Here is a 24436-nt window from a genome sequence, read left to right as displayed (position 1 = left end):
TTTTTGTTTCCTCTATAAGAATAATATCGTTGTATAGGTAGTTAAGCTTGTTCTGTTGATTTTGTTTTAATCGGAAGTTGTTTTATTTTTTCAATGGATTGCTGTAAAACTTCCTTTGTAGAGCAAAGTGAGATACGTATATACCTTTCACCTTGCGTGCCGAAAATACTTCCTGGTGTAATAAATACATGTGCATTATTTAATATAAAATCAGAAAGTTGTTCTGCAGATTCTACCGAGTCCGGAATTTTAGCCCAGATAAACATGCCCGACTGTTCTTTGTGGTAGGTGCAATTCAGCATATCCATGATTTTCCACGCCAATTCCCTTCGTTGGTAATATTCGCTATTAATTTCATCGTACCAGGTTTTGTCCAGATTCAAGGCATGTGCAGCAGCAAGTTGTAGTGGTTTAAACATTCCACTGTCCATGTTACTTTTTACCCTGAGGATATATTGAATAAACACCTCATTAGCGGCTACCATACCCACGCGCCAGCCGGCCATATTGTGTGATTTGCTCAATGAATTTAGTTCAATACAGATGTCTTTAGCACCTTCGACCCTAAATATGCTCAAGGGTTGGTCGTTTAAGATGAAGCTGTACGGGTTATCGTTGCAAATCAATATATTGTGTTTTTTGCCAAAGGTAACGAGTTTGTTGAATAGCTCGAGGGTAGCGTTTGCTCCAGTAGGCATATTGGGGTAGTTGACCCACATTAATTTTACCTTTGATAGATCTAATTTTTCCAGTTTATTAAAGTCCGGTTGCCAGTTCAGCTCTTCCTCTAAATCGTAGGTGATCATTTCTGCCTCCACTAAATTAGAGACGGAAGCATAGGTTGGGTATCCGGGATTAGGGATAAGAACCTGATCTCCTTTGTTTAAAAAGGCCATGGAAATATGCATGATGCCTTCTTTGGAACCCATGAGCGGCAGTATTTCTTTGTTGGCATCCAGTTCAATGTTAAAATATTGAAGATACCATTGCGAAAAAGCATTTCGCAGTTCCGGTATACCTATGTAGCTCTGGTATCCATGGTTTCCTTTTTCCGAGGAAGTCTTGTTAAGTTCTTCCAGCACTTTCGTGTGTGGTGGTCTGTCAGGGTTTCCTATGCCCAGATTAATCACCTGAACACCCTGTTGACGCATTTCGTCTATCTCTCTGAGTTTTTTGGAGAAATAGTATTCTTTTACCTCGCTGATGCGATGGGCGGGTTGTACGGTCATCATGCCTTAAAATGTTTTTTGTTCTGAAAGAGGTTTGTTGTCATTGCTTACTGTGTCAAAGGATCTTTTGCCCACGTGATACTCACCCAGACTCTTTAAATTCCGTGTCAAAGGACGAATGGCATTCAATGATTGTTGATAGCGTTTGTAGTCTTCAAATACCAAATCGATATAAAACAGATATTCCCATTCGCTACCTACCACAGGTAGTGATTGTATTTTGGATAGGTTTATATTGTAAAATGCCAAAATAGAAAGTACTTTAGATAGGCTTCCCTCTGCATGAGGCAATGCAAATACCAATGATGATTTGTTTATTGGCTGTTGGGTCAATATGTCTTCAAGCGCTATTTTTTCTTTATGGGAGATGATTAAAAAACGTGTAAAGTTTCTTTTGTTGGTCTCAATGTCTTTGGCAATAATGTCTAAATTGTATTTCTCTGCGGCTAATGCAGGTGCTATGGCTGCCATTCCTTTTAGTTGGTTATCCCGAATCCACTTTCCGCTTAAGGCCGTGTCATCTCTTGAAATCATCTTGATATGGGGATACTGTTTGAAAAAATCGCTGCATTGCGCCAATGCCATAGGGTGGGAGTGAACTTCCCTGATATCCTCTAGTCGTTCACCAGGTAAGGCCAGTAGTTGGTGCTTGATACGTAGTTTGTATTCACCAATGATGACCATTCCGGAATCCTTTAGTAGAGTGTAGTTCTGAAGAATACTTCCAACCAAGGTGTTTTCGATTGCTATGATGCCATAAATCGAATGATCTTCTTTTAGTGTGGAAAAAAGCTCTTCGAAGGAGTTGCACTCAACTGTTGCAATGTTGTCTGTTTCAAAATACGCTTTGGCTGCTATTTCGTGGTTAGAACCACCGCCTCCTTGAATTGCTACTTTCTTCATTTTTGTTTTGTTTATAATGAGGTTGCTGTGGAGTTACTGTGTTATGGTTACTTCCTTGCGTCAAACCTGCTGGTAAAAGCTCCGGCTTTGCCAGTGCCATGTAATAAAAAAAGTCCCACCTCATTGAGGCGGGACTTTAAATTTCGTTTAAAAATTTATATACTATATACCCACCTCTTTTTGATTACAGAATCCAAAAAAGTAAAAATAAAAGCTGTAAAAAAATGCAAAATGGGTCATTGATATCTTATTTATGCTGGCAAATGTAGTACAAAAATATTCGTAACAAAAATATTTGCACTAAAAAATAACTATTTTTAATGTTTTCTTTCTAATATATTGTAAGAATTAGGCCTCTTTTAATAATAGTTTAATGTTTCTTTTGTGAATGTATATTTATTTGTAAGTGAACTGATGTTTGTCAGTGTTATTTTAAATATCATCCTTCAATCTCACTTAGTTCTAGCCATCGCATTTCTTTTTCATCGAGTAGGTTTATTACTTCTGAAATACGTTTGGCTTTTTCAGTGAGTAGATCAGCGTCGATACTTCCTGAATTTAGTATCGCTTCAATGCTTTCTTTTTCTGCATTTAGAGCTTCCATATCTTGCTCCAGTTGTTTCATTTCCATCTTTTCTTTAAAGGATAATTTTTTGGGTTTTTCCTTTGGTGGAGTTGGCTTAGAGGGTTCTTTGGTGTTTTTACCTGCTCTTTTGCTTTCTTTTTCTTGTGCCAATTCATGCTCGTGAAAGATAGAGTAGTTGCCTGGGAAGTCTTTGATGTGTCCTTGTCCCTCAAATATAAAGAGGTGATCTACTATTTTATCCATAAAATACCGGTCGTGAGAAACGATGACTACGCAACCTTTAAAGCCTTGTAGGTATTCTTCTAGGAGATTTAGGGTAAAGATATCCAGGTCGTTGGTGGGTTCATCTAGGATTAGGAAATTGGGGTTTTTCATCAATACCGTCATCAGGTATAAACGTTTTTTTTCACCTCCACTTAACTTGTCAACTAGTACGTGATGCATTTCGTTGTTGAACATGAAATGACGAAGAAATTGGGCAGGACTCATGGAGTTGCCGGATCCTAGGGTGATGTTTTCTGATATGTCAGCGATAACATCCAATACTCTTTTGTTGGGGTCTATGTTCATTCCCGCTTGGCGGTAATAACCAAGTACAACTGTTTCTCCTGTCTCCAGATAGCCTGAATCAGGTTCCAGTGCTCCTGTTATGGTGTTTAAGAAAGTTGTTTTTCCTGTTCCGTTTTTTCCAATAATCCCAACTTTTTCTCCTTGTGCAAATTTGTAATTGAAGTCGTCCAGAATTTTTAAATCTCCAAAGGATTTACATACGTGGTGGCACTCGATAATTTTTTTTCCTAGACGGGCCGATTGTATATCCAGGTTCATGGACTGTTCTTGAATACCGCTGTTGGCTCTCTTTTTTAAGTCGTGGAAGGCATCAATGCGATATTTGGCCTTGGTGGCACGTGCTTGCGGCATTCGGTTCATCCAGTCCTGTTCTGTTTTGAGGAGGTTTTTTGCTTTTTCTACTTGTGCATTATGCGTTTGTATGCGTTCTTCTCTTTTTTCTAGAAAAAGCTCATAGTTTCCTTTGTAGTGATATAGGGTTTGGTCGGCCAGTTCCATGATCTCGTTGCAAACGCGATCCAGAAAATAACGGTCGTGGGTAACCATCATGAGTGTGCATCTGGAGCGTTCTAAATAAGATTCCAGCCACTCAATCATTTCCAGGTCCAAGTGATTGGTGGGTTCGTCAAGAATTAAAAACTCCGGTTCGTTAATAAGAATATGGGCCAGCGCAACTCTTTTTTTCTGCCCACCGGAAAGTTGACCGATTTGTTGGTCAAAATGGGTGATCTTAAGTTGTGAGAGAATTTGTTTGATGCGGGATTCAACATCCCAGGCACCTAGTTTGTCCAGCTCCTCAATTAATTTTCCCAGCTCCTCATGGTTTTCTTCGGCCAGGGCTCTTTCGTAGGCTTTTATGGCCAATACTTGCGGATTGTCTGAAGCGAAAATTTCCTCAATAACGGTGTGATTGTCATTTAAAAGAGGAATTTGTGGTAGGTAGCCGATGGATATTCCCTTGCGGTAAATTACTTGGCCACTTTCGTTGGGTAATACTTGCGCTAAAATGTTAAGTAAGGTGGTTTTTCCACTGCCGTTTCTGGCAATTAATCCTATTTTTTGTCCTTCGGAAACACCAAAGGTTAAATCATCAAATAATTGTATGTCGCCCCAGTGATGGGTTAAATTTTCAACAGATAAATAATTCATAGTTATGTGCTTGTTGTAATGGGCAATGCCCATCGCTTAAAATAAATGTAGGGAGCTTTTTGATATTGTTCTTGTGTATCGCCCGCCTGAATAATTTATATACATCCACAGACAAAGCCGTCGGCCAAGGAGTCCAGCATTTCTTGTTCTTTGGCTTTTTCCCGGACAGAACCTTTGCATTCATTACAAACGGGAAGGAGGGTTACTTTGTTCTTGTGAACTACCTGATCCAGTTCTTTTTCGCAGACAAAACATTTCTTAGCTAAATTGCTTTTCATGTGTTTATATTTATCTTTCAATGGTCATATGGAATTCGCCGAAATGAATCATTCTCCTGTGCGAGAAATATTTTATCATGGCTTGTTTCATGTACTCAAATTCGTTTTTCGTTTGTGGCAAAAGTAATCATTAAACCCGAAAAATGCATGAGTGATATCTATTGTGAATAAAAATTGCGGCCCACCAAGTTACTGGTTAACTTGTTTTCATGCACCATAGTGGAGTTACGCCTCATTTCTGCTTGTTTTTGGTATGGCCTTAATGACCAATCAGGTATTTCATGGAGGGCTATGGGGAACGCTTCATAATAAATCAGTGAAACCAAAAATTGAGATTACCGAAGGTGTAATTGATAAGAATACGCTTTCTTTTGATATTTATAGGACTGAAGGAGTGATGTTTATGGCTCTTGGGTCATTCGTATTGACTTGTATGATAAAGGAAATAATTTGATGCTTCATTATGGTCAAGATGATTTAACATCTTTGCGCAAAGAGAGTATATTAAACAACTATGTGGTTAAAATAAAGCCAGGTAAGTATAGTTTAATAGTTCCCTTAGGCGCAAAAGCAACATTGCGTTTAAAAAATGAAAAACTGGAAAAACTACCCCGTGGAGTATATGCCTTAAGGGTTACGGATATTAGTGGTGTTTATTGGGAGTGTGAAATTGTTAAATCCGAATGATGTCTTAGTATCTCGTGACTAAATTGAATATATATATTCCCATAAAGCACATGGTTTTGTGTTTTATGGGAATGCTTTGTTAGATGAGTAATGTGATATATTATTCGATGACCATTTGCTGTGCAAGATCTTCGGCTTCTTTTTCTCCCTTTAGCATGGCTACTAACTGCAGGGCGAATTTCATGGCTGCACCAACACCTTTGGCAGTAACTATATTATCAGCCACTTCCAATGGAGAACCTGTATGGTTAGCTTCTGTCAGTTGATCTTCAAACCCTGGATAGCAGGTGGCATTTTTCCCTTTTAACAAGCCTTTTCCTCCTAGGACGATGGGGGCAGCGCAAATAGCACCTATTAATTTTCCTTGTTTGGAGAAATCAACCAGTAATTCTTTTAGTGCCTCTTTTTTATTAAGGTTTAGGGTTCCAGGCATTCCTCCCGGAAGTACGAGCAAGTCAGCATCTGAAAAATTACATTGGTCAAAAACACGGTCTGCATAAATCATAATGTTGTGTGCACCCTTTACTTCTTTTTTATCGGAAACCGACACTGTTGTGACGTCTATTTCTGCCCTGCGAAGCACGTCAACTGGGGTGATGGCTTCTATTTCTTCGAATCCTTCGGCTAGAAAAATATATACCTTTTTCATATGTTTATAATTTGTTTCTTAATGGTCATATGAAACTCGCCAAAGATAATCATCTCCCTGTTTTTGAAGTACTTTATTATGGCTCGCTTCATTTGTTTAAAATTACCAAAACTTGACTAGTCTGTGCAAATTCCATTCATTCACCTGTGTATCCAATAACACGCAAGGCCAATGTCAGGTTTATGTATTTCTCTCAAATAGAGTGTTTGTTGATTATTCAAAATTAGTCAATGGGGATGAAAAGGACAAAACAATAATGGTAAAAAATCAAACAATTTTAGGTTGACAATCTTATCAATTTATTTATTAGTTTGGTGGTTTTTTTTGCACGGTTTAAATAATAAAATAGGTGATGTGTGAATAATTTATATATATTTGGAGGTTTATTTACGCATTAATTTATAATAGCGATCAGATTTACAAATCGAATTAACAACTAATTATTCTTTCATCTATCGACATTATACTTCATAATTTTTCATTCAAGTAATACAAAATGTTTTTAAAACAGGGAGATAAAACGGCTCTGGTAAAGTCTGGAAAGACGGTTACATATAACGAGTTAGGTAAGAAGGTACAATTATATTCTTCATTATATAAGGCATCAGAAACAAACAAAGTGGGCATCTTTTCAGAGAATCGGGAAGGGTGGGTATATAGTTTTTATTCGGCATGGAACAATAACGCCATGGTTGTTCCGGTTGATTTCATGAGTACGGTCAGTGAAGTGGCCTATATTTTAAATGATTGCAAACCAGAGATTGTTTTTGTGTCGGCGGCAAAGATGGCTGATTATCAAGAAGCGGCTAAGAAATTAGACTATCAACCTAAGGTTTTTACTATTGAAGATTATGAAGACCAAAATGCGGATCGTTTTTCAGAGTTTCCTATTATTGAGCCCCAAAACGAGGACGATACGGCAGTTGTGATTTATACTTCAGGTACTACAGGTAATCCTAAAGGGGTGATGTTATCTTATGCCAACCTCTTGGCCAATATGTTGGGCGTCTCGAGAGATGTAAAAATTTATCAAGCAGATGATAGAGTCATGATGTTGTTACCGCTTCATCATATTTTTGGTTTGGTTGGAAACATGATATTGCCTATGTATATGGGAGCCATGGCTGCCATTCCTCCTTCTATGGCCTCAGATGATATTATTAAGACGCTTCAAGACAATAAGATTACTTTGCTACTAGGTGTTCCTCGCTTATATTCAGCTATACATAAAGGAGTAAAAGATAAAATAAATAAGAGTAAGGTGGCCGGAGCCTTGTTTTCTTTGGCTGAGAAAGTAAATTCGAAAGCGTTTTCTAAATTTGTTTTTGGTACGGTTCATAAAAAGTTTGGTGGGAGTATTCGTTTTATGGTGTGCGGAGGAGCTGCGCTGGATCAGGTTGTGGGTAGAGATTATAAGACCTTAGGTTTTGATGTGTTGGAAGGTTATGGTATGACAGAGGCATCGCCCATGATTACTTTTACCCGCCCGGGGCATATAAAGGTTGGTTCTCCAGGATTTGTCCTGCCTAAATGTGATGTTGAGATTCGTGATGGTGAGATTGTTGCTAAGGGCGAAAATATTATGAAAGGTTATTATAACCGATCCGAAGAAACAGCCGAGGTGTTGAAGGACGGTTGGTTGTATACCGGTGATCTGGGACATTTTGATGAGAATGGATTTTTGCATATCACAGGACGTAAAAAGGAGATTTTGATCCTGTCCAATGGAAAAAATATTAACCCAGTTGAGATTGAAACAAAGCTGGAGCGTTATGCTGCTTTTGTTGCAGAGGTAGGTGTTTATCAATCGGGTGATCAGTTTAAGGCAATTGTTGTGCCATCGCATGAATTGAAAATGCAATTTAAAGATGCGCATGAATTACATCAGGAGCTTAAGTGGAAAGTCTTTGATGTATATAATAAGGGCTGCTCATCCTATAAAAAAGTGACAGATTTTACGGTTTATGATGGAGAGCTACCAAGAACAAGGTTGGGTAAAATACGACGATTCAAATTAGCTGCTTTAGAGCTTGTGGATGAAGTAGAGGAAGTGGCTGAATTGAAAGTGGAGAGTCAGGAGTTTAATATCATTTCAGAATACTTGACTCAGGAAAAAGGGAAAAAAGTATTGCCTCAACACCATCTGGAAATGGATTTGGGATTGGACTCGTTGGATAAGGTAAGTTTGCAGGTGTTTTTAAAGTCATCTTTTGGAGTGGACGTAGACCCTAGTGAACAAGTAAGGTTTAAAAGTGTCTATGACCTGAGCCAGTATATTCATGAACACCGAAGTAAGATGGAGGTGGAGAAGATAGACTGGACAAGGATATTAAAAGAAAAAGTGAATTTGTCGCTTCCTAAAACCTGGTTTACCGGTAGAGCCTTGGTTAAACTGTCAAAGGCCTTCTTTAGTTTGTACTTTGGATTAAAAGGAAAGGGTTTAAAGAATATCCCGGATGAGCCATGTATTATAGCTCCTAATCATCAAAGTTATTTTGATGGGCTATTTGTGGCCTCTTTTTTAAGGAACAATGTGATTAAGAATACGTATTTCTACGCCAAAGAAAAGCATGTAAATACAAGATGGCTTAAGTTTATTGCTAATCGACATCATGTTATTGTGATGGATTTGAATAAGGATCTAAAAGAATCTATTCAAAAAATGGGCGAGGCCCTGAAGAAAAAAAAGAACCTGATTATTTTCCCTGAAGGAACTCGTACGAAGACAGGGAATATTGGCGACTTCAAGAAAACTTTCGCTATTTTAAGTCGTGAGTTGAATGTTCCTATTGTACCTGTTTCTATCAAAGGAGCTTATGATGCTTTACCTAAGGGGAGTAAATTTCCAAAACCCTTTAAAAAGGTGATCGTTGAATTTTTGGAACCTGTTATGCCGGGGGCTGAGACTTATGAAAATATTTCCAATGCTGTGCATAGTAAGATTAGTAAGCAATTGAATGTGAGTCGTGTTAGACTTGGAGAATAAGTCCGACGTAGCTAATGATGCTATGGAGGTAATGTGAAAAAAGAGATTAAGAAACAAAGGAGGGGCGCAATATTGTGCCCCTCCTTCGTTTTATCTTAAAAGATGTATTGGAAAAACCATAGCAAAGTTCTAATATATCACTTGGGTTTAAGCTACACCTTTGGATTTTAGAAGATCTACATATTGGGCGTCGGAACCTTGTATGTGGTTGGTGATCCACGCTTTCAAAAAGTTGGTGATCTCAAATGATAAAATCAACCTTCCATTCAGATATCTGTTTTCTAAATCAATCACTTTATCTACAAAATCCTGATGTTCAGCTTTGTGTTCTGCAAACCCTTCAAAGTCATATTGTCGAAAATAAGCTTCTTCGGTTTCGAAATGATCCACCGTATATTCTTTCATATCCTTAATGAGTTTGGCAATCAGTTCTTTGTTCGATTTTTTTGCAATCATTGCATAAAAATCATTGATCATGTCAACTAGTTTTTTGTGTTGTTGATCAATGCTTTCAATGCCTAACTTAAGGTCATTTGTCCATTTAATAAGTTCCATTTTGTAAATGATTAAACGTTTATATTAGTCTGTTTGTTTTGGTACTACTCTTAATTGGGGTGGTTCTGACCTGTATTTTTTTATTCAGAGTGATTATTAGTAAGGTTTTCTTCTGATATTCGAAATATGCATTTGAAACATAGATTAAGAAGCTTTCATACAAATAACAAATGGATAATACATAAATATATTTTAAAGGTTACTGGATTTATTAAAATAATTGACAAATATCATAAAAAAATAAATATGACTTAAACGTCGATAATCATCTTATGCTTGATTTAAGTTGTGTTTTATTAAATTTTCTACTTCGGAGGCTATTTTTTTCACATCTTTTTCTTGAGGGTCAATGGCAGGTAGTGCAGTGAATGTGAGTTTGGTTCCAAAGTTTAAAGGGAAGTCTCCATGCTTGGTTAATGTACTATTGCCATCAATAACCAATGGTACAACCTTGGCGGAAGGTGCCTTTTTTACTAGAGCAGCGATGCCGGCATGTTGAAACTTTTTAAGGGTTCCGCTTTTGCTTCTGGTTCCTTCAGGAAAAATGCTGGCGCTGTAGTTTTCTTTTTCAATGTGCTGGCCTAACCTGGCAATCTCCATCATGGCTTGTCTTGGATTCTTTCTGTCGATAAGGGCTGATCCACTGTGTCTTAAATTGTATGAGATGCTAGGTATGCCTTTCCCCAATTCTTTTTTAGACACAAATTTGGGATGGTGTTTTCGAAAGCCCCAGACAATTGGGGGAATATCAAAGGTGCTTTGGTGATTGGAGGTAATGATCAGAGGGCAGTCTTGGGGTAAGTTCTCAAATCCTACAAACTTAATACGGACACCAACTATAACTAAACCATATAACAATAGAAAATTGAGGAGATCAACCGATTTTTTTCTTAGTTCGTAACCACCTATGTATTGGCATATAATTTGGATCACGTGAAATACCACCAGTAAAAACCCAAAATAAAGCCAATAGATGACTGAGAAAATGTAAGAAAGAATAAGCATAGAGTTTTGGATGTAAATGAGTTATAAATGTAATTGATTGTTTTTATACGGTTAAAAATAAAATTGTAAACCGCCTGAAATAAGATGATAGCTTTTGTCAAACAACCGCGTATCGATGTCTGCTTCTAACATAAAAGCTATATTTCTTTTGATGTCTACCTCAAAGTTTAATGGAATCCAAAGCGGTGCAATGTTTTCTCCTTCCAAAAAAATAATATCCATGTCTAAGCCCGAAGTGAACCGAGCCGTCGAAGTGAGTGGGAAAGTGAACATTCCGGTAAAATCAAGACCGAAATTGTGGTTAAAGCTGTGAAATCCTGTGGAAATAGATAGGTTTTTTTTGAGGGCAAATTCCAGATCGGCACCTAAATAGCTTTCTTCATCTAATAGGTTTAGTCTGAGTGCAAGATCAATGCCCGAGCTTAAACCATAGCCGGCCTGTAAATATAAGGTGTATTGATTCTCTCCATTATAGATCATGGCTGAGGGCATGATGCCAAGGTTGAATTTATGGGGAGATAAGGTTTGGCCTGTGCCGAAAATTTGTGCTTGTGCTTGGATGGCCAATATTACAATGGCGGTGGTCAGTAATAATCTTCTCATGTGTTTAAAATTTGTTTTTATTTATGAAGGTGTTTTAAAGAATCCATGAGATTGGAAATTTCGGCATAGGGTTTATCGTAATGATTAAAATAAATATTACTATGAAATTCATCAATCTCATTTAGAACCGATAGTGTTTTTTTCCATTTATTGGGGCTGATACATGCTAAAAACATATTTCTCGCTTCTTCAATACGTTTGTTGGCTTTCTTTAAGATTTCTCCTCCCTCTTTTGTTAGTATGAGTATTTTAGCCCTTTTGTCTTGTTCGTCAGGTAGTTCGTGGAGTAATTTGTTTTTAACCAAGCGTCTGATTGTGTCCATTCCTGTTGTGTATTCCACCAGATGAATGTTGATAAGATCGGTCTTTCGGGCTTTTTCAATGTTGCCAATGGTAAATAGAAATAGATACTCTAAGCGAGAATTTAAAGGAAGATCAATAAGGTACTTTCGTATGTAAAATTCTTCAAAGCGTGCTATTCTTAATATGTACTCCTGAAATCGGGAACCCGGTCCTAGTTTGTTAAGGAAGGCCACTGTTTCCGGATGTGAATGTAACTCCCGTTGGGGGTGAAATTGGGTATTGTCAATGCTTTTGTCTTTGATTTGTTCTACCACCCATTCCGAAAAATTTAAAAGATCCTGTTCGTCAGGAGATTCATTTTCATAACTTTCCCATAAATCAATCAGTTTTTTTATGACATCATATTTCCCGTCCATATTTTTTATCATAATAAATTAAAGGGCAAACATAAGTCGTAATCGTTATATATTACATCGTAATCGATTTTTCGGCATATTGTTTGCTACGCAAATATAATAGATAAAATAGCATATTAATTAAAGAGCCCTTATTCATTTAATCGTAGCAGAATTTTAGGAGGAAATGCAATTATTTATTAATTTAGTATCGGAAACGATATGAAATAAATCGCATACGATTTTAATGTTTGAATAATCATTTAAAATATGATGACATGGCGATAAAACAGATAGTACAACAAAATGGAAAGGTTTTTTCATGGAATGAGAAAGCGATTACACATAAAGATTATGATAAGATTATGCATTTGTTAAGAGAGGATGTGGGGAAAGCGCACGTGAGCCCTTCTAGTTTGCATAGACTTTATTTATTTGCAGTTAATAGCGTGAAATATGATTCTAACGATATTCCAAAGGATGTGGTGACTCTAAACTCGGAGGTGTTACTTGCCAATGCTGATCATCAAAGGCAGTTGGTGAAAATTGTATTACCCGAAAAGATTCATGGTAGGCATGATATTTCGGTGTATAGTCTTCTGGGTTTAGCTTGTATTGGATCTAGAGAGAGTGAATGTTTACAGGTGCAACATCATAACTCAAAACAGAAGCTTTTTGTTGAAAAAATAATGTTTCAACCGGAGAAGGAAAATGTACCTTATCTGTAGAAAAGGGTAAATGAATTTGTATTACTAAGTAATTGTATTGATAATTAATTTAAGCCCGAAAAATGCATTGGAAAATCTACTAGGAATTAAAGTTGTTGCCATCAAGTTGCCAGCTAACTTATTTCAATTTTCCATAACAGTGCTATGGAAAATCTTAACAGGTGCTATTGATTGTACATTTAATTTTTATAACGAAATTCTAATGCATCATTGGGGTTAAATGCTAGGTTAAAGAAAATAGTTATGGAAGAAAAAATAAAAATTACTGAGCTCGACTATGCACGCTTAAGCAGTCTGGTTGGGTCTGCACGAAATATAAAAGGTATCGAGCATAATTATCTGGAGGCCTTGGCGCGTGAAATTAAACGGGCTGAAAAAGTTGACTCTCATAGTATTGAGCCTGAATATGTGACGATGAATTCGGTGGTTCAGGTTGAAAATGTGGAGACTAAAAAACGGATGACAGTAAAGGTGGTTTATCCTAAAGAGGCTAATTTTACAAAGGGTTATGTGTCTGTGTTTTCTCCATTGGGCAGTGCTTTATTGGGGTATAAAATTGGTGATTCGGTACAGTTTGAAGCTCCCAAAGGTATTGTTACAGTAAAAATATTGAGTTTGGAATATCAACCGGAAGCCAATGGAGCTTATACGGTGTGAGATGGGTGTTTTGAATTTTTAAGATGCTGTGAACCGTAAGGACAGGTTTATAAGGCAATGGTGTTAACGAAGGGGCTGTCATGGTTAAGTCAACATATGGTTGGCAACTATGACAGCTTTCTTTTTAAGGCTTGTTTATTTGAGAGATGTTTAATCATGGCTCGTTTTATCGGAATTAAATTTTGGGATCAAGGCGTGGATGTCTTTTAGATTGATGCCAATACCATAAAATATACCATGTTTATTCATGAAAGTTGTATTGGGGGTATTTAGGTGAAGTGGGTTTCCTGAGAAATCAGTGACAGGATAATCAAGTTCGTTAAATATGCATGCGCTAGCCGCAAAGTCCCATAAACTACCCCCTCCTTTTGTGGACTTGGGAAGTTTGAAGTAACATGCGGGACTGTTTTCTAGTACCCATAAAGCGTTCATGGCAGCTCCTCCTTGATTAATGTGTGTGAAAGTGTTGTAGCCGCATGATTGGCTGTGCTTTAATAAACCAGCTTTTATCTGTTTAAATTTATGATGGGTGATGAAACTTCTGTCAGTAATAAATGTAAAGTTTTTAGAAGTGTGTTTCAAGTATAATTCATTGTCGTTTTTGCATACTTCTATACCTTTGATAGCATGGTATAAATTCTTTTTTGCTGGATCGTAAACAACGCCAATTATAGGGGCTCCTTCTTTTGAAACCAGGGCTATGGAAACGGAGTAACCATCTTTGCCTTCGGTAAAGGGTAGTGTTCCGTCCAACGGATCAATACACCAAAAATAATCTTTCTCCAACCGCGACTGATCGTCCATGGATTCTTCAGTCAGTAATCCAAAATGATATTTCTTTATGCTGGGACTAAGTTGTTTGATAATTAGTTCCTGACTCTTGATGTCGACTTCAGTAACTATCTGAGAAGCCCAGCTGGTACCGCCCGATAAGCCAAGAGAGGTGTTTTGTGTTGGTTTTCTTTTTATTTGAAGTTGTTGGTTTGAGAAGGTGGAAATCATTCTTCCGGCTTCCGTGGCTGCAAGGCATGCTAGTTGGCAAAGTTCTTTTAATTCTTGGTTGTTTAATTGCATATGTTTATCATCTATTTTTAAGGCCATATGGAACTCGCAGAAATTTATCATGCCCTTGTGTGTGATAATTATTATGGCTTGTTTTATAGCAGGTTCTTTATCTTTATGTGTTAGGACTTCAAAGCAGTTAGTACTTGCCTTGTTATTCTTTCGCTATAGCTATTTATTTTCCAATGACCAGGACTCCATCCTTTTAAGAATCGATGAAAATCGGTCCATGCTAGGGGGTAAAGCGCTCGCCATTGTTTTTCTAACTCTTCGTAGTTTAGCTCTAAACGACGAGATTGTATTGCGGACTTCAATGTTTTAAAATAATAGTCCAGTATTCTTTGTTCATACGTTTCACATTCCTCCTCATGCAAGCAGCTTCCAATAAAGTAAGCAACATCTTTCATCCCGCAACCTCCACCTACATATTGAAAATCAACGGCAGCTACGTGCTTGCCATCGGCAGAGAAACAAAAGTTGGCGAGCTTGGCATCACCATGAACAATGGTGAGATATTGGGTTTCATTTAGTTTTTGATCTATTTGGCTAGCTGCCTGCTTGAGTGCTTTGTCTTCTAGCACAGCAAGTTCTTCTGGGCGAGTGTCCAAGTGCCAGTAGGTGCCAATGTTCCATAATCCTACTGGTTTTTCGTTTAAAAATGTAGCATGAAAGTGAGCTAGCCAACTTAGGCAAGTTTTGATTTCCTGCCACGAAACGGATGAAAGACGTTCTTCGAAACCACTGGCATCCATGTCCTCCATTACCATAAATATTTCCTGGTGGCGGGCTTCAATAATATAAGGTCTGGGTACACGGCAATTAGCGGTGCACCTGCCTGCATAGTTTTTGTAAAAGGAGGTTTCTACTTGGTACGATTTTACTTTTCGTAAATGGGAAACGTCTGTATTCCAGCCCCGTGGATGTTTATTTTGCTGGGGCATTTTAACATGTTTGGCAACTACTCCTTCTATTGTACTTCCTTTTAACCCGATTCTTACAATGCTGCCATAGCCACTCCAAAGGCTCTGAATTTCTTCTGTTATATGTAAATCGATTGCGCCAGTGGCTTTGAGCGTTATATCTTTAAAGTGCTGATTCATTTTTTTTTGTTGTGTGGACAAAGATAATGGTTTTGTGCAGTTTCTTTGTTTCGGGGTGGATGTATCGTTTGAGTTAAACCAGGAAAATGTATTAGAAAATCTATTAGGCCTTGAAATGGCTCCAATAGAATTTTATGTACATTTCAACGCTCATAACGAAGTTCAGATACATCTATTTCGTTTAAAATAATATCTTTACGCATTTACCTTAGTCAGGGTTTATGTTAGAAATAGTTTATCAGGATGCGTATATGGTGGCAGTTAATAAGCCGCATGGTCTATTGGTGCATCGCAGTCCTATTGCTGCCGATGCAGAGGAATTTGCCCTGCAAATGTTGCGTGATCAATTACAAAAACGTGTTTACCCTATTCATCGAATAGATCGTAAAACCTCCGGTATACTGTTGTTTGCATTAAGTAGTGAGATGGCCGGTAAATTGCAGAAAGCCTTAGAAGAGGAGGAAACGCAGAAAACATATTTAGCTATTGTTCGGGGGTATTTTCCTGACGAAATAAGGGTTGATTATCCTTTAACAAATGATCGTGGCAAAAAGCAGGAAGCTCTTACTGTTTTTAAAGTATTGCAACGCAGTGAGTTAGATATATCTTTGGGGCAGTTCTCTACCTCGCGCTATTCTCTTATTCATGCTTTTCCCAAAACAGGTAGGATGCATCAAATTAGAAAACATCTGGATCACTTGCGTCATCCTATTATCGGTGATCGTCCGCATGGCTGTAATAAGCAAAATAGATTGTTTAAAGAGCGTTGGGGTATGACTACAATGATGTTACATGCGATGGAATTGCAACTGAGGCATCCTGTGTCTGGAGAGCTATTGCATATAAGAGCTCGACTGTTTAAGACTTTTGAGGAGATGATTAAAACACTTAAGTTCGATGAATAGTCGTGGTTTTGTAATTGGTTTGAAGGACTAACTTTTCTTGCGACCTTTCTTTGCCCTATATATTGGAAATTCATGATAGTTGAATAGTTAACTTTATATAAACCAATATTCATCTGAACAAATCTAGCTTATCTAGGTTAAATCTAATCTAAACCTGACAGGTGCAGGTGAATAGGGGAAATAATTATAGATAAATTAGATATGACATATAGAGGACTTGTTCTTATTGCGTTGATGTTTATGGTAATAGTGTCATCCGTGGCGCAGAGAAATGGAGTGATATGGGGGCGGATTACAGATGAGGATTCAGGAGATAGATTTCCTTTTGCCACTGTTACCTTAAAAAAGGATGGACAGATGTTACCTATAGGCACTGTTTCGGATAATGAAGGAACATTTAAGTTGAGTGGATTGCAATATGGTACTTATGATGTGCTTGTTTCATTTATAGGTTATAAGACCCATATAGTAGAAAAAGTTATCCTAACTAAGGAAAAACCTAGAATTAACCTGGGGGATGTGACTATCGCTTTAACGAATGTAGATCTGGAAGAGGTGAAAGTGAGTGCCATGGGCAATACTGTTTCAACCAAGATTGATCGTAAAACCTATCGGGCAGAAGATTTTAGTACGGCCCGGGGTGGAACGGCTGTGGATGTATTGAATAAATTGCCTTCAGTGTCGGTTTCATCTAATGGCGAAGTGTCGGTCAGAGGAACAACGGATTTTATGGTCTACCTCAATGGAAAGCCAACGCAGATGGAGCCGTCCATGTTATTGGCACAAATAGCCGGTGCCAATATTCAAAATATAGATGTGATAACTGTACCTACTGCGAAGTATGATGCGCAGGGAAAGGGAGGTATTATTAATATTAACACTAAAAAAAATGGCCTAGAGGGCTTTTCTATCTCAGCCAACGGAAAACTAGGAGCTTCACCATGGGCTAATAAAACGGATAAATATGATGGTTACCATATGAAGGATGATCGTTATGGTAGTGGTATTAATCTCATGTATGGAATAAATAAGCTGGCCTTGTACGGTGCTTTTAACTATAATAAGAAAAATGTAAATGGTGCCCGAACAGGTAAAGCCAGTGTTTGGGACTATGACCTACAAAAGTATAAGCATATGGATGCAACAGGGGAGCGTCCGGAGTGGTACGAATATTATTCGGCTAATGCAGGAGTGGATTATCAACTCTCGAAAAATACCCAATTGTCAGCTTCTTACTTTTTTGGAGACCGTACTGAAGGACGTTCTGCTTTTTATGTGTACCATAATTATTATGGTGATGAGTCTAATGTCGATGCAGAGAAGTATATTTATAATCCCAACACAGATAACCGTTATGGTAAGTTTCATACGGGAAATGTTGATTTTTCGACAAAGTTTGGTCAAAATGCAACGTTGCGTATTTCTTTGTTGTATGAGCATTCGGATTTAAGTCGTCGCTTAGATAATAAGAATTACGGGTATGATAAATATGGAGATGTACCTGGAGAAATAGAACAACATTATAGCCAGTCTGATGATACGCCGTTAGATGCTTATCGATTCAGTGTTGATTATTCTAAAGAACTGGCTAATGGAAATACCATAGGTATTGGGTTGCAACCGCAGTTTTTTCAGATTGATGGCGCATTCTCCTATGATACTTCAGAGGTAGTAAATGGTGTAGAACTAGGAATGTTTGATTATGAGACACTTGAAAATGCGATAGATCTGAACCGGGGTGTTTATGCTGCTTATATTGACTATTCGGGAAGTATTCATCAGCTGAAATATATGCTTGGCTTACGTTTGGAGTATACGGATCAGCGTATGAAAATAGCCAATCCTGATTACTTTACTCTATTTGAACGGGAGAAAAAAGCAAGGTATGAGGTCAATCAGCTGGATTGGTTCCCCACTGTGCATGCCACTTATCCTGTGGGAGAGACCAGTCAATTAAGCCTGGCTGCCAGTAGACGAATTAGCCGTCCACCCATTAAAAATATGGCGCCTTTTTTATACCGTCGTCACTTGGAGGTTTATGAGGTGGGTGATCCTGATTTAGAATCTGAATATATTAATAATGTTGAATTGGGGCTTGAGAAAAGGTTCGGAAAACACAAGGTGGGTATTACCGGGTTTTACCGTGGCGTGGAGAATGCCATATTTCGTGTAAATACAACTTATCAAAAGGAAGTGGTGCTTATACGAAGTTATACCAATTCTGGTGATTCAAGATCTTTAGGCCTGGAGCTCAATGCCAATTTACAAGCTGGTAATATGGCCAAGTTTTTTATTGGAGGTTCAGTGTATGATTATCGAGTGAAAGGTGATATTTTTGGTTATCAGGCCGATAATTCTAGTGTTAACTGGAGTTTGAAAGGAAATGCCAACTTAATTTTGACCAGAGAACTGAAATTTTCAGCCGACATGGATGTGAAATCCTCGACAGTGACTGCGCAAGGTCAGAATGACTTGTTTTACATGACCAATGCAGCCTTGGATTATGCCCCCAAAAAAATGAAAAACTGGAGTTTCTCTTTCAGGTTGTTGGATATTTTAGGGTCAAATAATAAGGGATTGGATACCAGGGCTTTTGATAAGGATGGTCTGGAGATATTTTACCAAGAGACCGAATATAACAGAGCAGGACCTATTGCTGAAATAAGTGTTTCATATGCATTCCGTAATGGAAAATCCCAAAGCAAGACTAAGAAGACTGTAGGTGATAGGGAATTTTAAGGTTAATTTAGAAAAATATGGAATACGAAATAAAAGTATTTACCTGTTTTGATAGAAAGATTTTTTTCTCACCTTTGCGCAGTGTTTTAAACCCGAAAAATGCATTAGAAAATATATTACAAAGTGCGAATGCATTATCCGGGATAAATGAAAAAATAAGAGAATCATGATATTGATCACTGTGAATTTTTATCCATCAGCAAAGCATAAAGAGGATTTTGTTCTTGCTTTCAATAAGTTGGCTGAAGCTAGTCGTAAAGAGGATGGGTGTATTACGTACGATATATATCCTAAAGGAGATGGCTCATCGGAGTTTTTTTTGTTAGAAAAGTGGGAGTCTAAGGCTAAGTTAGACGCCCATGGTAAATCGGCGCATTTTGTAGAGTTTATGAATGCTCCTAAAGAATGGTATGAGAAGGAAACAAAAATTACAGTATATAATGCCAAGGAAATAGAATAGGGATACTGATGTTAGATTTTAGAATAAATGAAAGTTTATGTACCCGTTGTGGTATATGCTCTAAAGAGTGCCCGACTTTGATTATTGATGGTGCGAATGGGATTCCTGAAATAAAGGAAGGAAAAGAAAAAAACTGTATAAAATGTCAACATTGTCTGGCTGTTTGTCCTACAGGTGCTTTGTCTATTTTTGGTAAAAAGCCTGAAAATAGTTTACCTACTGATAGTGTGGTTCCTTCTTACCAAGAGCTTGACAACTTGATAAAGACGCGACGTTCTGTGCGTAAATTTAAAAAAGAGGAACTAAGTGGACAAGAGCTGGATGAGTTATTAGCTTCTGCTGCTTATGCACCAACGGGACATAATAAAAACCAAGTACTATTTTCACTTACGTATAACCGTGAACAACTGGCTAATGTTCGGGAGATGGTTTATGATGCCATTAAAAAAGAAAAAGCTAATTTGTCCCCCTCCTTAGCTATGTATGGTAGTTTTCAAAGTCTGTGGGAAACCAAAGGAATTGATATATTATTGCGCGACGCTCCTCACCTTATCGTTACTTCCGCTCCGGAGTCTAATCCTAATTGTGTGGCTGACTGTGTTATTTCAATGAGTTATTTTGAATTATTGGCAAATACAAAGGGTATAGGAACGTTGTGGGATGGCCTGTTAAAAGTGGTGTTTGAACATATTGCGCCTGAACTAAAAGTTGCCTTGGGTATTCCGGAAGATCATAAAATAGGTTATATGATGGTTTTTGGTAAGCCTGCTGTGAAGTTTGCCAGATCTATACAAAGTGAAGGTTTAAATAAAAATATAATTACCGTATAGTAAATTAGGCATTCCGTTGATGCACATTTTAAAAGCAAGGTAAAGCTTTTCAATTAGCCATTCCTACGCCCGAACATTATTTGCCGTTGCTTTATGCTCTGGCACTTAAGGATGCAAAAGACGACATCAGCCTATTTAATAACGAGCCTCTTGGAGGCTCTTTGTCAATGACATCAGTCAAAATAGGCTAGGATTACTATTGCCTGAGCAGATGCTTTTCTATAACTTAAAGAAGTATTATAATAAAGAAAGATGCCATATTCTTCCGGCCAATTAAAATAAAAATCGATCTACCTATGTATTTTAAGTCATTCTGACGATTGCTTTATTATTACTTCCTCAAAACAAGAAAAGCAAACTTTGAATACTTATTTCAGAAATCGGTGTTAATAATTCTTATTGATAATAAAATATCTCAAAGTCTCTGCTAAACAGGGTTGGTGTACATCCAACCTGGTTGCCTTTTTTAGGTTAAACTTCTTAGTAAAATTTGATTTAACTTAATTACCGGATAATCCCTTTGATCAGAATCCTAAACCAATCCAATAAGGCTTATATAGTGGCTGCAAGAAAACGACTGTTTTTTCTGTCTTTGATAAGAAAGCTTCAAAGACAAGGCTTTCGATATTTTTGAAACCAAGGAGTTTACTGATTGTAAATGACTGTTGCAAAAATGAGAATAACGCAGTATTTGGAGTTTTCTTGCAAAGACTATATACAAGGTAATTTATTTGCTTGGGGTGATTGATTTTTAAAAATGCAGAAAAATTGTCCCAAACTCAGGATACATTTTTCATGTCTTTACATATGTTATATAACACATATGATTAGCGATTAAAATAGCTTTTTAAGTGCAACATAATTATAATCTATAGGTATAAGGTGTTCTATAATTCAATTCAGTATAAGCATTAGGAAATTTGTTATACATTTAAATTGCCCTATAAGATACTCTATAGCTGCTCTATTTCTGCTTAGCAAAACAGTGCTATTCAGGCTTACTAGGTAGCGCTCTTGTAATTTCAATGCATGATGAGATTTTAAAATACTTCAGTTGAATTAAATTATTATTTAATTGTATTTTAATTATGTCTTAATACGTAAATGTTTGTTTGCTATTAAGTTTAAAAAAAAATTATACTCATGAAATTTGTACGTCGAAGCCGTTTTGTTAATATGTTGAGAATGGGCAATGTAAAAATAGGAACCAAGTTGTTTTTAGGCTTTAGCATTTTGCTTTTTATTTCAGGCATAGCAGAGTATACAAGTACCAAGGGTATCTTTACGGTCAGTGAACAATTAAATAAAATGTTAGATCTTTATACGATGATTGATGCCGTAGGTGATGCGCAAGGGGGTTCACTTCGCTATATTATTTATGGTGATGAAGGGTACAATAAGTTGTGTATTGATGAGGCGCAGAAGGTTGTTGGAGCAACACATTTGTTAAATGAAAAGCTTGAGTTAGAAAGTAGTTTTTCTGTTAGTGGTGAAATTCAAAAGGAAGCACAGGAATATATCCAGGTGAATAACACTTTTCGTGAAGCTGAAAAGGTGAAACAAAAGGCCATCAGGGATGGAGCGCTGGCAGGAGCTACTGCCTCGGCATATGTGGAGGAAGCATTTGATATTGTGGTAGATTATGCCAAGGTGGTGGATGATGATACAAATGTTTATAAGTTTCAGGCGATTGAAAATTCACTATCGGCCTTAAAGGAAGGTCGGTATTTGGCCTTGAAATTTATACTAAACTTTTCTGAGGAAAATTACCAAAATAGTGTGAATGCGGTTCAAGAGTCTTCTGAGCACTTGATGCGTGCAGGAAGACTCATGAAAACAAAACGTACTTCGAAACAAATAGCTGAGGCACTTGATAATATAAATAAGTATCTGGAGGCTCTTGCGCTTATTCGAAAAGAGATTCTTAAGCAGCAAGAAGTTCAGCATGTGATGGAACAGAATATTAGCACCATGTATAGGGATGCAGATGTTTTGGCCACTAGTATAAGGCAGTTTGCTACAGAAAAACAGGGGAGTAGTGTGAAGTTTTCTGTGCTGATGATTGCCATTTCTATTGTATTGGGACTTTGTTTGGCGTGGGTTATTACGCGTACCATTACCAAACCTATTGGGATGGGGGTTGCTTTTGCTGGTAGTATTGCTGAGGGCGACCTTACCAAAGATCTGGAGGTTAGTCAGGGTGACGAAATTGGTTTTTTGATACAGGCTCTTAAGGCGATGCGAGATAAGCTTAAGGGGGTGGCAGGTACTGTTTTGTCAGGATCGGAAGGGATTGCTGCGGCTAGTAAAGAAGTGAATTTGGCATCGCAAAATTTAAGTAACTCTGCCAATGAACAGGCGGCTGCTGTAGAAGAGGTTTCATCTACCATTGAGCAAATTAGTGCCAATGTTGTTCAGAGTACTGAAAATTCAAAGAATGCGGCGCAAATCACACAAAGGGCAGAAGAAAGTATACAGGAAGTAACCGGTTTAAGTAAAGAGGCGGTTCAAGCCAATAAAATCATTGCTGAAAAAATTAGTGTGATCAATGATATTGCATATCAGACCAATATTTTGGCTTTAAATGCTTCTGTGGAGGCTGCCAGAGCAGGAGAACATGGAAAGGGCTTTGCTGTGGTAGCTACCGAAGTACGTAAGTTGGCCGAAAACAGTAAGATTGCTGCGGACGAAATTGTACATATAACTCAAGCTGGATTGGAGAAATCAGCATTGGCAGGTGAAAAATTGGAGAGCGTCCTGCCAGAGATTGTAAGTTCATCGCAATTGAGTAAAGAAATTTCTGTGTCAAACCAGGAGCTTTCTACTGGGATTTCTCAGGTGAACAACGCAGTGCAACAGCTTAATTCTATTGCTCAAGCAGGAGCTGGTAGTAGTGAAGAATTAGCCAGTAATGCAGAGGAAATGAATTCGCAAGCCGAAGTACTAAAAGATGTAATGGCATTTTTTAAGGTGGAAGAAGAGGAAGTATAAGAAATAATCTTTTTTATAAGTTGAATTTTTAGCGGATAATAGTCGACAAAAGAGAAAAAAAACTTGTTAATTTGCATGGTCAACAATCAATATCCGATGGACGCAATAAATTACGTAGAAAGAAGCACTAAGACAGTTAAAAAAGAAATGATCGTTGCTAAAGGGGTTTTAAACTGGCTGTACTATACACCAAGTGGAAAGCTTACCTTGCACATGCTCTTGAAGCGTAAGTTTGCATCTACTGTTGTGGGCCATTTTATGAGTAGTCCACTGTCCGTTAATCAGGTAAATAAGTTTATAGAGAAATATAAAATTGATCTTTCGCAATATTATAGTGATAATGGATATAAGTGCTTTAATGACTTTTTTTATAGAAAACTACGACCTGGTAAGCGAATTATTGGAGATAGACTTGTTTCTCCAGCTGACGGGAAGGTCTTAGCTTTTCAGGATATTAGCCATATTACCAGCTTTTTTATTAAAGGTTCTGAGTTTAAATTGCATGAATTTTTAAAGGATAAGAATCTGGCTAAGAAATATAATGATGGTTCTATGTATATTGTTCGTTTGGCTCCAACCGATTATCATCGTTTTCATTTTCCGGTTAGTGGTAGGGTTTCTGAGACCAAATCATTGAAAGGACGTTATTTTTCTGTGTCGCCTGTTGCCATGAAAAAAAATATCCGAATCTTTAGTCAAAACAGAAGGGTGTACACCATTATTAATTCTGAGGAATATGGTGATGTGTTGATGGCTGAGATTGGAGCGGCACTTGTGGGTAGTATTATTCAAACGCATGAACCTCATACGCATATACAGAAAGGTCAAGAAAAAGGTTATTTTGCCTACGGTGGTTCTACGGTGGTTCTGATTTTTGAAAAAGGGAAAGTCACGATTGATTCTGACTTGATCGAGAATACCAAAAATCATCTTGAAACAGAAGTTAAAATGGGCGAAAATATTGGTGGATAATGTATGTAGACAATTGTTAGGTGCGAACATGCAGCTTTTAGGTGAATACTGACCCGGTATCTATCCTCATATTTAGGTATTTTTACCTTGGGAT

At 37.5% G+C, this 24436-nt stretch carries 21 protein-coding genes and 1 pseudogene; 11 read left to right on the top strand and 11 right to left on the bottom strand.

The annotated features are described in order from the left end of the window. Positions 1-41: 41 nt before the first annotated feature. The 4 genes from CYTFE_RS0111980 to CYTFE_RS0111960 all read right to left on the bottom strand — a co-directional run bounded on the left by CYTFE_RS0111980 (position 42) and on the right by CYTFE_RS0111960 (position 4715). Positions 42-1232 carry a pyridoxal phosphate-dependent aminotransferase gene (locus CYTFE_RS0111980; RefSeq protein ID WP_027471981.1) on the bottom strand — a complete coding sequence of 397 codons (1191 nt, stop codon included), beginning with the start codon at positions 1230-1232 and terminating at the stop codon, positions 42-44. A gap of 3 nt (positions 1233-1235) precedes the next feature. Next, a complete protein-coding gene (locus CYTFE_RS0111975; RefSeq protein WP_044212605.1) occupies positions 1236-2132 on the bottom strand; it encodes a prephenate dehydratase in 897 nt (298 codons plus the stop codon). Positions 2133-2571: 439 nt separating this feature from the next. Further along, positions 2572-4437 carry an ABC-F family ATP-binding cassette domain-containing protein gene (locus CYTFE_RS0111965; protein ID WP_044212643.1) on the bottom strand — a complete coding sequence of 622 codons (1866 nt, stop codon included), beginning with the start codon at positions 4435-4437 and terminating at the stop codon, positions 2572-2574. Between the two features lie 95 nt (positions 4438-4532). Beyond that, a complete protein-coding gene (locus CYTFE_RS0111960; RefSeq protein ID WP_027471977.1) occupies positions 4533-4715 on the bottom strand; it encodes a hypothetical protein in 183 nt (60 codons plus the stop codon). Between the two features lie 253 nt (positions 4716-4968). Here CYTFE_RS0111960 and CYTFE_RS31925 point away from each other — a divergent pair. After that, positions 4969-5402: pseudogene (locus CYTFE_RS31925) on the top strand (TQO small subunit DoxA domain-containing protein). 100 nt (positions 5403-5502) lie between these two features. On the opposite strand, the gene CYTFE_RS0111945 reads toward CYTFE_RS31925, so the two are convergent. Then, a complete protein-coding gene (locus CYTFE_RS0111945; protein WP_027471974.1) occupies positions 5503-6051 on the bottom strand; it encodes a DJ-1 family glyoxalase III in 549 nt (182 codons plus the stop codon). Positions 6052-6547: 496 nt separating this feature from the next. Between CYTFE_RS0111945 and CYTFE_RS0111935 the strand changes: the two genes are divergently transcribed. After that, complete coding sequence (locus CYTFE_RS0111935) at positions 6548-9037, top strand: AMP-binding protein (protein ID WP_027471973.1); 2490 nt, start codon at positions 6548-6550, stop codon at positions 9035-9037. Between the two features lie 147 nt (positions 9038-9184). Here the strand turns inward: CYTFE_RS0111935 and CYTFE_RS0111930 are convergent, their stop codons facing one another. The 4 genes from CYTFE_RS0111930 to CYTFE_RS0111915 all read right to left on the bottom strand — a co-directional run bounded on the left by CYTFE_RS0111930 (position 9185) and on the right by CYTFE_RS0111915 (position 11919). Next, complete coding sequence (locus CYTFE_RS0111930) at positions 9185-9592, bottom strand: bacteriohemerythrin (protein WP_027471972.1); 408 nt, start codon at positions 9590-9592, stop codon at positions 9185-9187. 270 nt (positions 9593-9862) lie between these two features. Then, the gene (locus CYTFE_RS0111925) at positions 9863-10597 is read right to left on the bottom strand and encodes a lysophospholipid acyltransferase family protein (protein ID WP_044212609.1); all 735 of its coding nucleotides are present in this window, start codon (positions 10595-10597) and stop codon (positions 9863-9865) included. Between the two features lie 51 nt (positions 10598-10648). Next, on the bottom strand, positions 10649-11200 hold the full coding sequence (locus CYTFE_RS0111920; protein WP_027471970.1) for a hypothetical protein: 552 nt from the start codon (positions 11198-11200) through the stop codon (positions 10649-10651). Positions 11201-11217: 17 nt separating this feature from the next. Then, entirely contained in the window at positions 11218-11919 is a 702-nt protein-coding gene (locus CYTFE_RS0111915) for a MarR family winged helix-turn-helix transcriptional regulator (protein ID WP_044262780.1), read from the bottom strand. 257 nt (positions 11920-12176) lie between these two features. Here CYTFE_RS0111915 and CYTFE_RS0111910 point away from each other — a divergent pair, with 257 nt between their 5' ends. Together CYTFE_RS0111910 and CYTFE_RS0111900 are read left to right on the top strand one after the other, a co-directional pair. Beyond that, positions 12177-12626: a GreA/GreB family elongation factor gene (locus CYTFE_RS0111910; protein ID WP_027471968.1), complete on the top strand. Its 450-nt coding sequence runs from the start codon at positions 12177-12179 to the stop codon at positions 12624-12626. Positions 12627-12869: 243 nt separating this feature from the next. Continuing rightward, positions 12870-13283, top strand: coding sequence for a GreA/GreB family elongation factor (locus CYTFE_RS0111900; protein ID WP_027471966.1), 414 nt, complete (start codon positions 12870-12872; stop codon positions 13281-13283). A 150-nt stretch (positions 13284-13433) separates the two neighbouring features. Here the strand turns inward: CYTFE_RS0111900 and CYTFE_RS26280 are convergent, their stop codons facing one another. Both CYTFE_RS26280 and CYTFE_RS0111890 read right to left on the bottom strand, forming a co-directional pair. Beyond that, positions 13434-14384, bottom strand: a complete 951-nt coding sequence (locus CYTFE_RS26280; RefSeq protein ID WP_052343167.1) for a 3'(2'),5'-bisphosphate nucleotidase CysQ family protein — start codon at positions 14382-14384, stop codon at positions 13434-13436. A gap of 83 nt (positions 14385-14467) precedes the next feature. Then, positions 14468-15445 carry an oxidoreductase family protein gene (locus tag CYTFE_RS0111890; protein ID WP_027471965.1) on the bottom strand — a complete coding sequence of 326 codons (978 nt, stop codon included), beginning with the start codon at positions 15443-15445 and terminating at the stop codon, positions 14468-14470. Positions 15446-15666: 221 nt separating this feature from the next. On the opposite strand from CYTFE_RS0111890, the gene CYTFE_RS0111880 reads away from it, so the two are divergent. From CYTFE_RS0111880 to CYTFE_RS0111845, 7 genes are all read left to right on the top strand, one after another. Beyond that, positions 15667-16350, top strand: a complete 684-nt coding sequence (locus CYTFE_RS0111880) for a pseudouridine synthase (RefSeq protein ID WP_027471964.1) — start codon at positions 15667-15669, stop codon at positions 16348-16350. A 201-nt stretch (positions 16351-16551) separates the two neighbouring features. Beyond that, positions 16552-19089, top strand: coding sequence for a TonB-dependent receptor domain-containing protein (locus tag CYTFE_RS0111875; protein ID WP_027471963.1), 2538 nt, complete (start codon positions 16552-16554; stop codon positions 19087-19089). Between the two features lie 17 nt (positions 19090-19106). Next, entirely contained in the window at positions 19107-19259 is a 153-nt protein-coding gene (locus CYTFE_RS29995) for a hypothetical protein (RefSeq protein ID WP_154665663.1), read from the top strand. After that, on the top strand, positions 19256-19549 hold the full coding sequence (locus tag CYTFE_RS26275) for a putative quinol monooxygenase (protein WP_052343166.1): 294 nt from the start codon (positions 19256-19258) through the stop codon (positions 19547-19549). The genes CYTFE_RS29995 and CYTFE_RS26275 overlap by 4 nt, the downstream gene beginning before the upstream one ends. Before the next feature lie 8 nt (positions 19550-19557). Continuing rightward, complete coding sequence (locus CYTFE_RS0111860) at positions 19558-20379, top strand: nitroreductase family protein (protein ID WP_027471962.1); 822 nt, start codon at positions 19558-19560, stop codon at positions 20377-20379. A 1143-nt stretch (positions 20380-21522) separates the two neighbouring features. Then, positions 21523-23370 carry a methyl-accepting chemotaxis protein gene (locus CYTFE_RS28735; protein ID WP_052343165.1) on the top strand — a complete coding sequence of 616 codons (1848 nt, stop codon included), beginning with the start codon at positions 21523-21525 and terminating at the stop codon, positions 23368-23370. A gap of 96 nt (positions 23371-23466) precedes the next feature. Then, positions 23467-24342 carry a phosphatidylserine decarboxylase gene (locus tag CYTFE_RS0111845; protein WP_052343164.1) on the top strand — a complete coding sequence of 292 codons (876 nt, stop codon included), beginning with the start codon at positions 23467-23469 and terminating at the stop codon, positions 24340-24342. Positions 24343-24436 lie beyond the last annotated feature (94 nt).

Source organism: Saccharicrinis fermentans DSM 9555 = JCM 21142, assembly GCF_000517085.1.
GTDB classification, from domain to species: Bacteria; Bacteroidota; Bacteroidia; order Bacteroidales; family Marinilabiliaceae; genus Saccharicrinis; species Saccharicrinis fermentans.
The sequence above is the reverse complement of the archived record's forward strand: the minus strand, read 5'-3'. Positions and strand labels throughout refer to the sequence as shown.

What these genes read in the sequence shown, in the direction of transcription:
- CYTFE_RS0111980 (WP_027471981.1), bottom strand. Translation starts at nt 1,232, where the DNA reads ATGATGACCGTACAACCCGCCCATCGCATCAGCGAGGTAAAAGAATAC.
- CYTFE_RS0111975 (WP_044212605.1), bottom strand. Translation starts at nt 2,132, where the DNA reads ATGAAGAAAGTAGCAATTCAAGGAGGCGGTGGTTCTAACCACGAAATA.
- CYTFE_RS0111965 (WP_044212643.1), bottom strand. Translation starts at nt 4,437, where the DNA reads ATGAATTATTTATCTGTTGAAAATTTAACCCATCACTGGGGCGACATA.
- CYTFE_RS0111960 (WP_027471977.1), bottom strand. Translation starts at nt 4,715, where the DNA reads ATGAAAAGCAATTTAGCTAAGAAATGTTTTGTCTGCGAAAAAGAACTG.
- CYTFE_RS0111945 (WP_027471974.1), bottom strand. Translation starts at nt 6,051, where the DNA reads ATGAAAAAGGTATATATTTTTCTAGCCGAAGGATTCGAAGAAATAGAA.
- CYTFE_RS0111935 (WP_027471973.1), top strand. Translation starts at nt 6,548, where the DNA reads ATGTTTTTAAAACAGGGAGATAAAACGGCTCTGGTAAAGTCTGGAAAG.
- CYTFE_RS0111930 (WP_027471972.1), bottom strand. Translation starts at nt 9,592, where the DNA reads ATGGAACTTATTAAATGGACAAATGACCTTAAGTTAGGCATTGAAAGC.
- CYTFE_RS0111925 (WP_044212609.1), bottom strand. Translation starts at nt 10,597, where the DNA reads ATGCTTATTCTTTCTTACATTTTCTCAGTCATCTATTGGCTTTATTTT.
- CYTFE_RS0111920 (WP_027471970.1), bottom strand. Translation starts at nt 11,200, where the DNA reads ATGAGAAGATTATTACTGACCACCGCCATTGTAATATTGGCCATCCAA.
- CYTFE_RS0111915 (WP_044262780.1), bottom strand. Translation starts at nt 11,919, where the DNA reads ATGGACGGGAAATATGATGTCATAAAAAAACTGATTGATTTATGGGAA.
- CYTFE_RS0111910 (WP_027471968.1), top strand. Translation starts at nt 12,177, where the DNA reads ATGGCGATAAAACAGATAGTACAACAAAATGGAAAGGTTTTTTCATGG.
- CYTFE_RS0111900 (WP_027471966.1), top strand. Translation starts at nt 12,870, where the DNA reads ATGGAAGAAAAAATAAAAATTACTGAGCTCGACTATGCACGCTTAAGC.
- CYTFE_RS26280 (WP_052343167.1), bottom strand. Translation starts at nt 14,384, where the DNA reads ATGGCCTTAAAAATAGATGATAAACATATGCAATTAAACAACCAAGAA.
- CYTFE_RS0111890 (WP_027471965.1), bottom strand. Translation starts at nt 15,445, where the DNA reads ATGAATCAGCACTTTAAAGATATAACGCTCAAAGCCACTGGCGCAATC.
- CYTFE_RS0111880 (WP_027471964.1), top strand. Translation starts at nt 15,667, where the DNA reads ATGTTAGAAATAGTTTATCAGGATGCGTATATGGTGGCAGTTAATAAG.
- CYTFE_RS0111875 (WP_027471963.1), top strand. Translation starts at nt 16,552, where the DNA reads ATGACATATAGAGGACTTGTTCTTATTGCGTTGATGTTTATGGTAATA.
- CYTFE_RS29995 (WP_154665663.1), top strand. Translation starts at nt 19,107, where the DNA reads ATGGAATACGAAATAAAAGTATTTACCTGTTTTGATAGAAAGATTTTT.
- CYTFE_RS26275 (WP_052343166.1), top strand. Translation starts at nt 19,256, where the DNA reads ATGATATTGATCACTGTGAATTTTTATCCATCAGCAAAGCATAAAGAG.
- CYTFE_RS0111860 (WP_027471962.1), top strand. Translation starts at nt 19,558, where the DNA reads ATGTTAGATTTTAGAATAAATGAAAGTTTATGTACCCGTTGTGGTATA.
- CYTFE_RS28735 (WP_052343165.1), top strand. Translation starts at nt 21,523, where the DNA reads ATGAAATTTGTACGTCGAAGCCGTTTTGTTAATATGTTGAGAATGGGC.
- CYTFE_RS0111845 (WP_052343164.1), top strand. Translation starts at nt 23,467, where the DNA reads ATGGACGCAATAAATTACGTAGAAAGAAGCACTAAGACAGTTAAAAAA.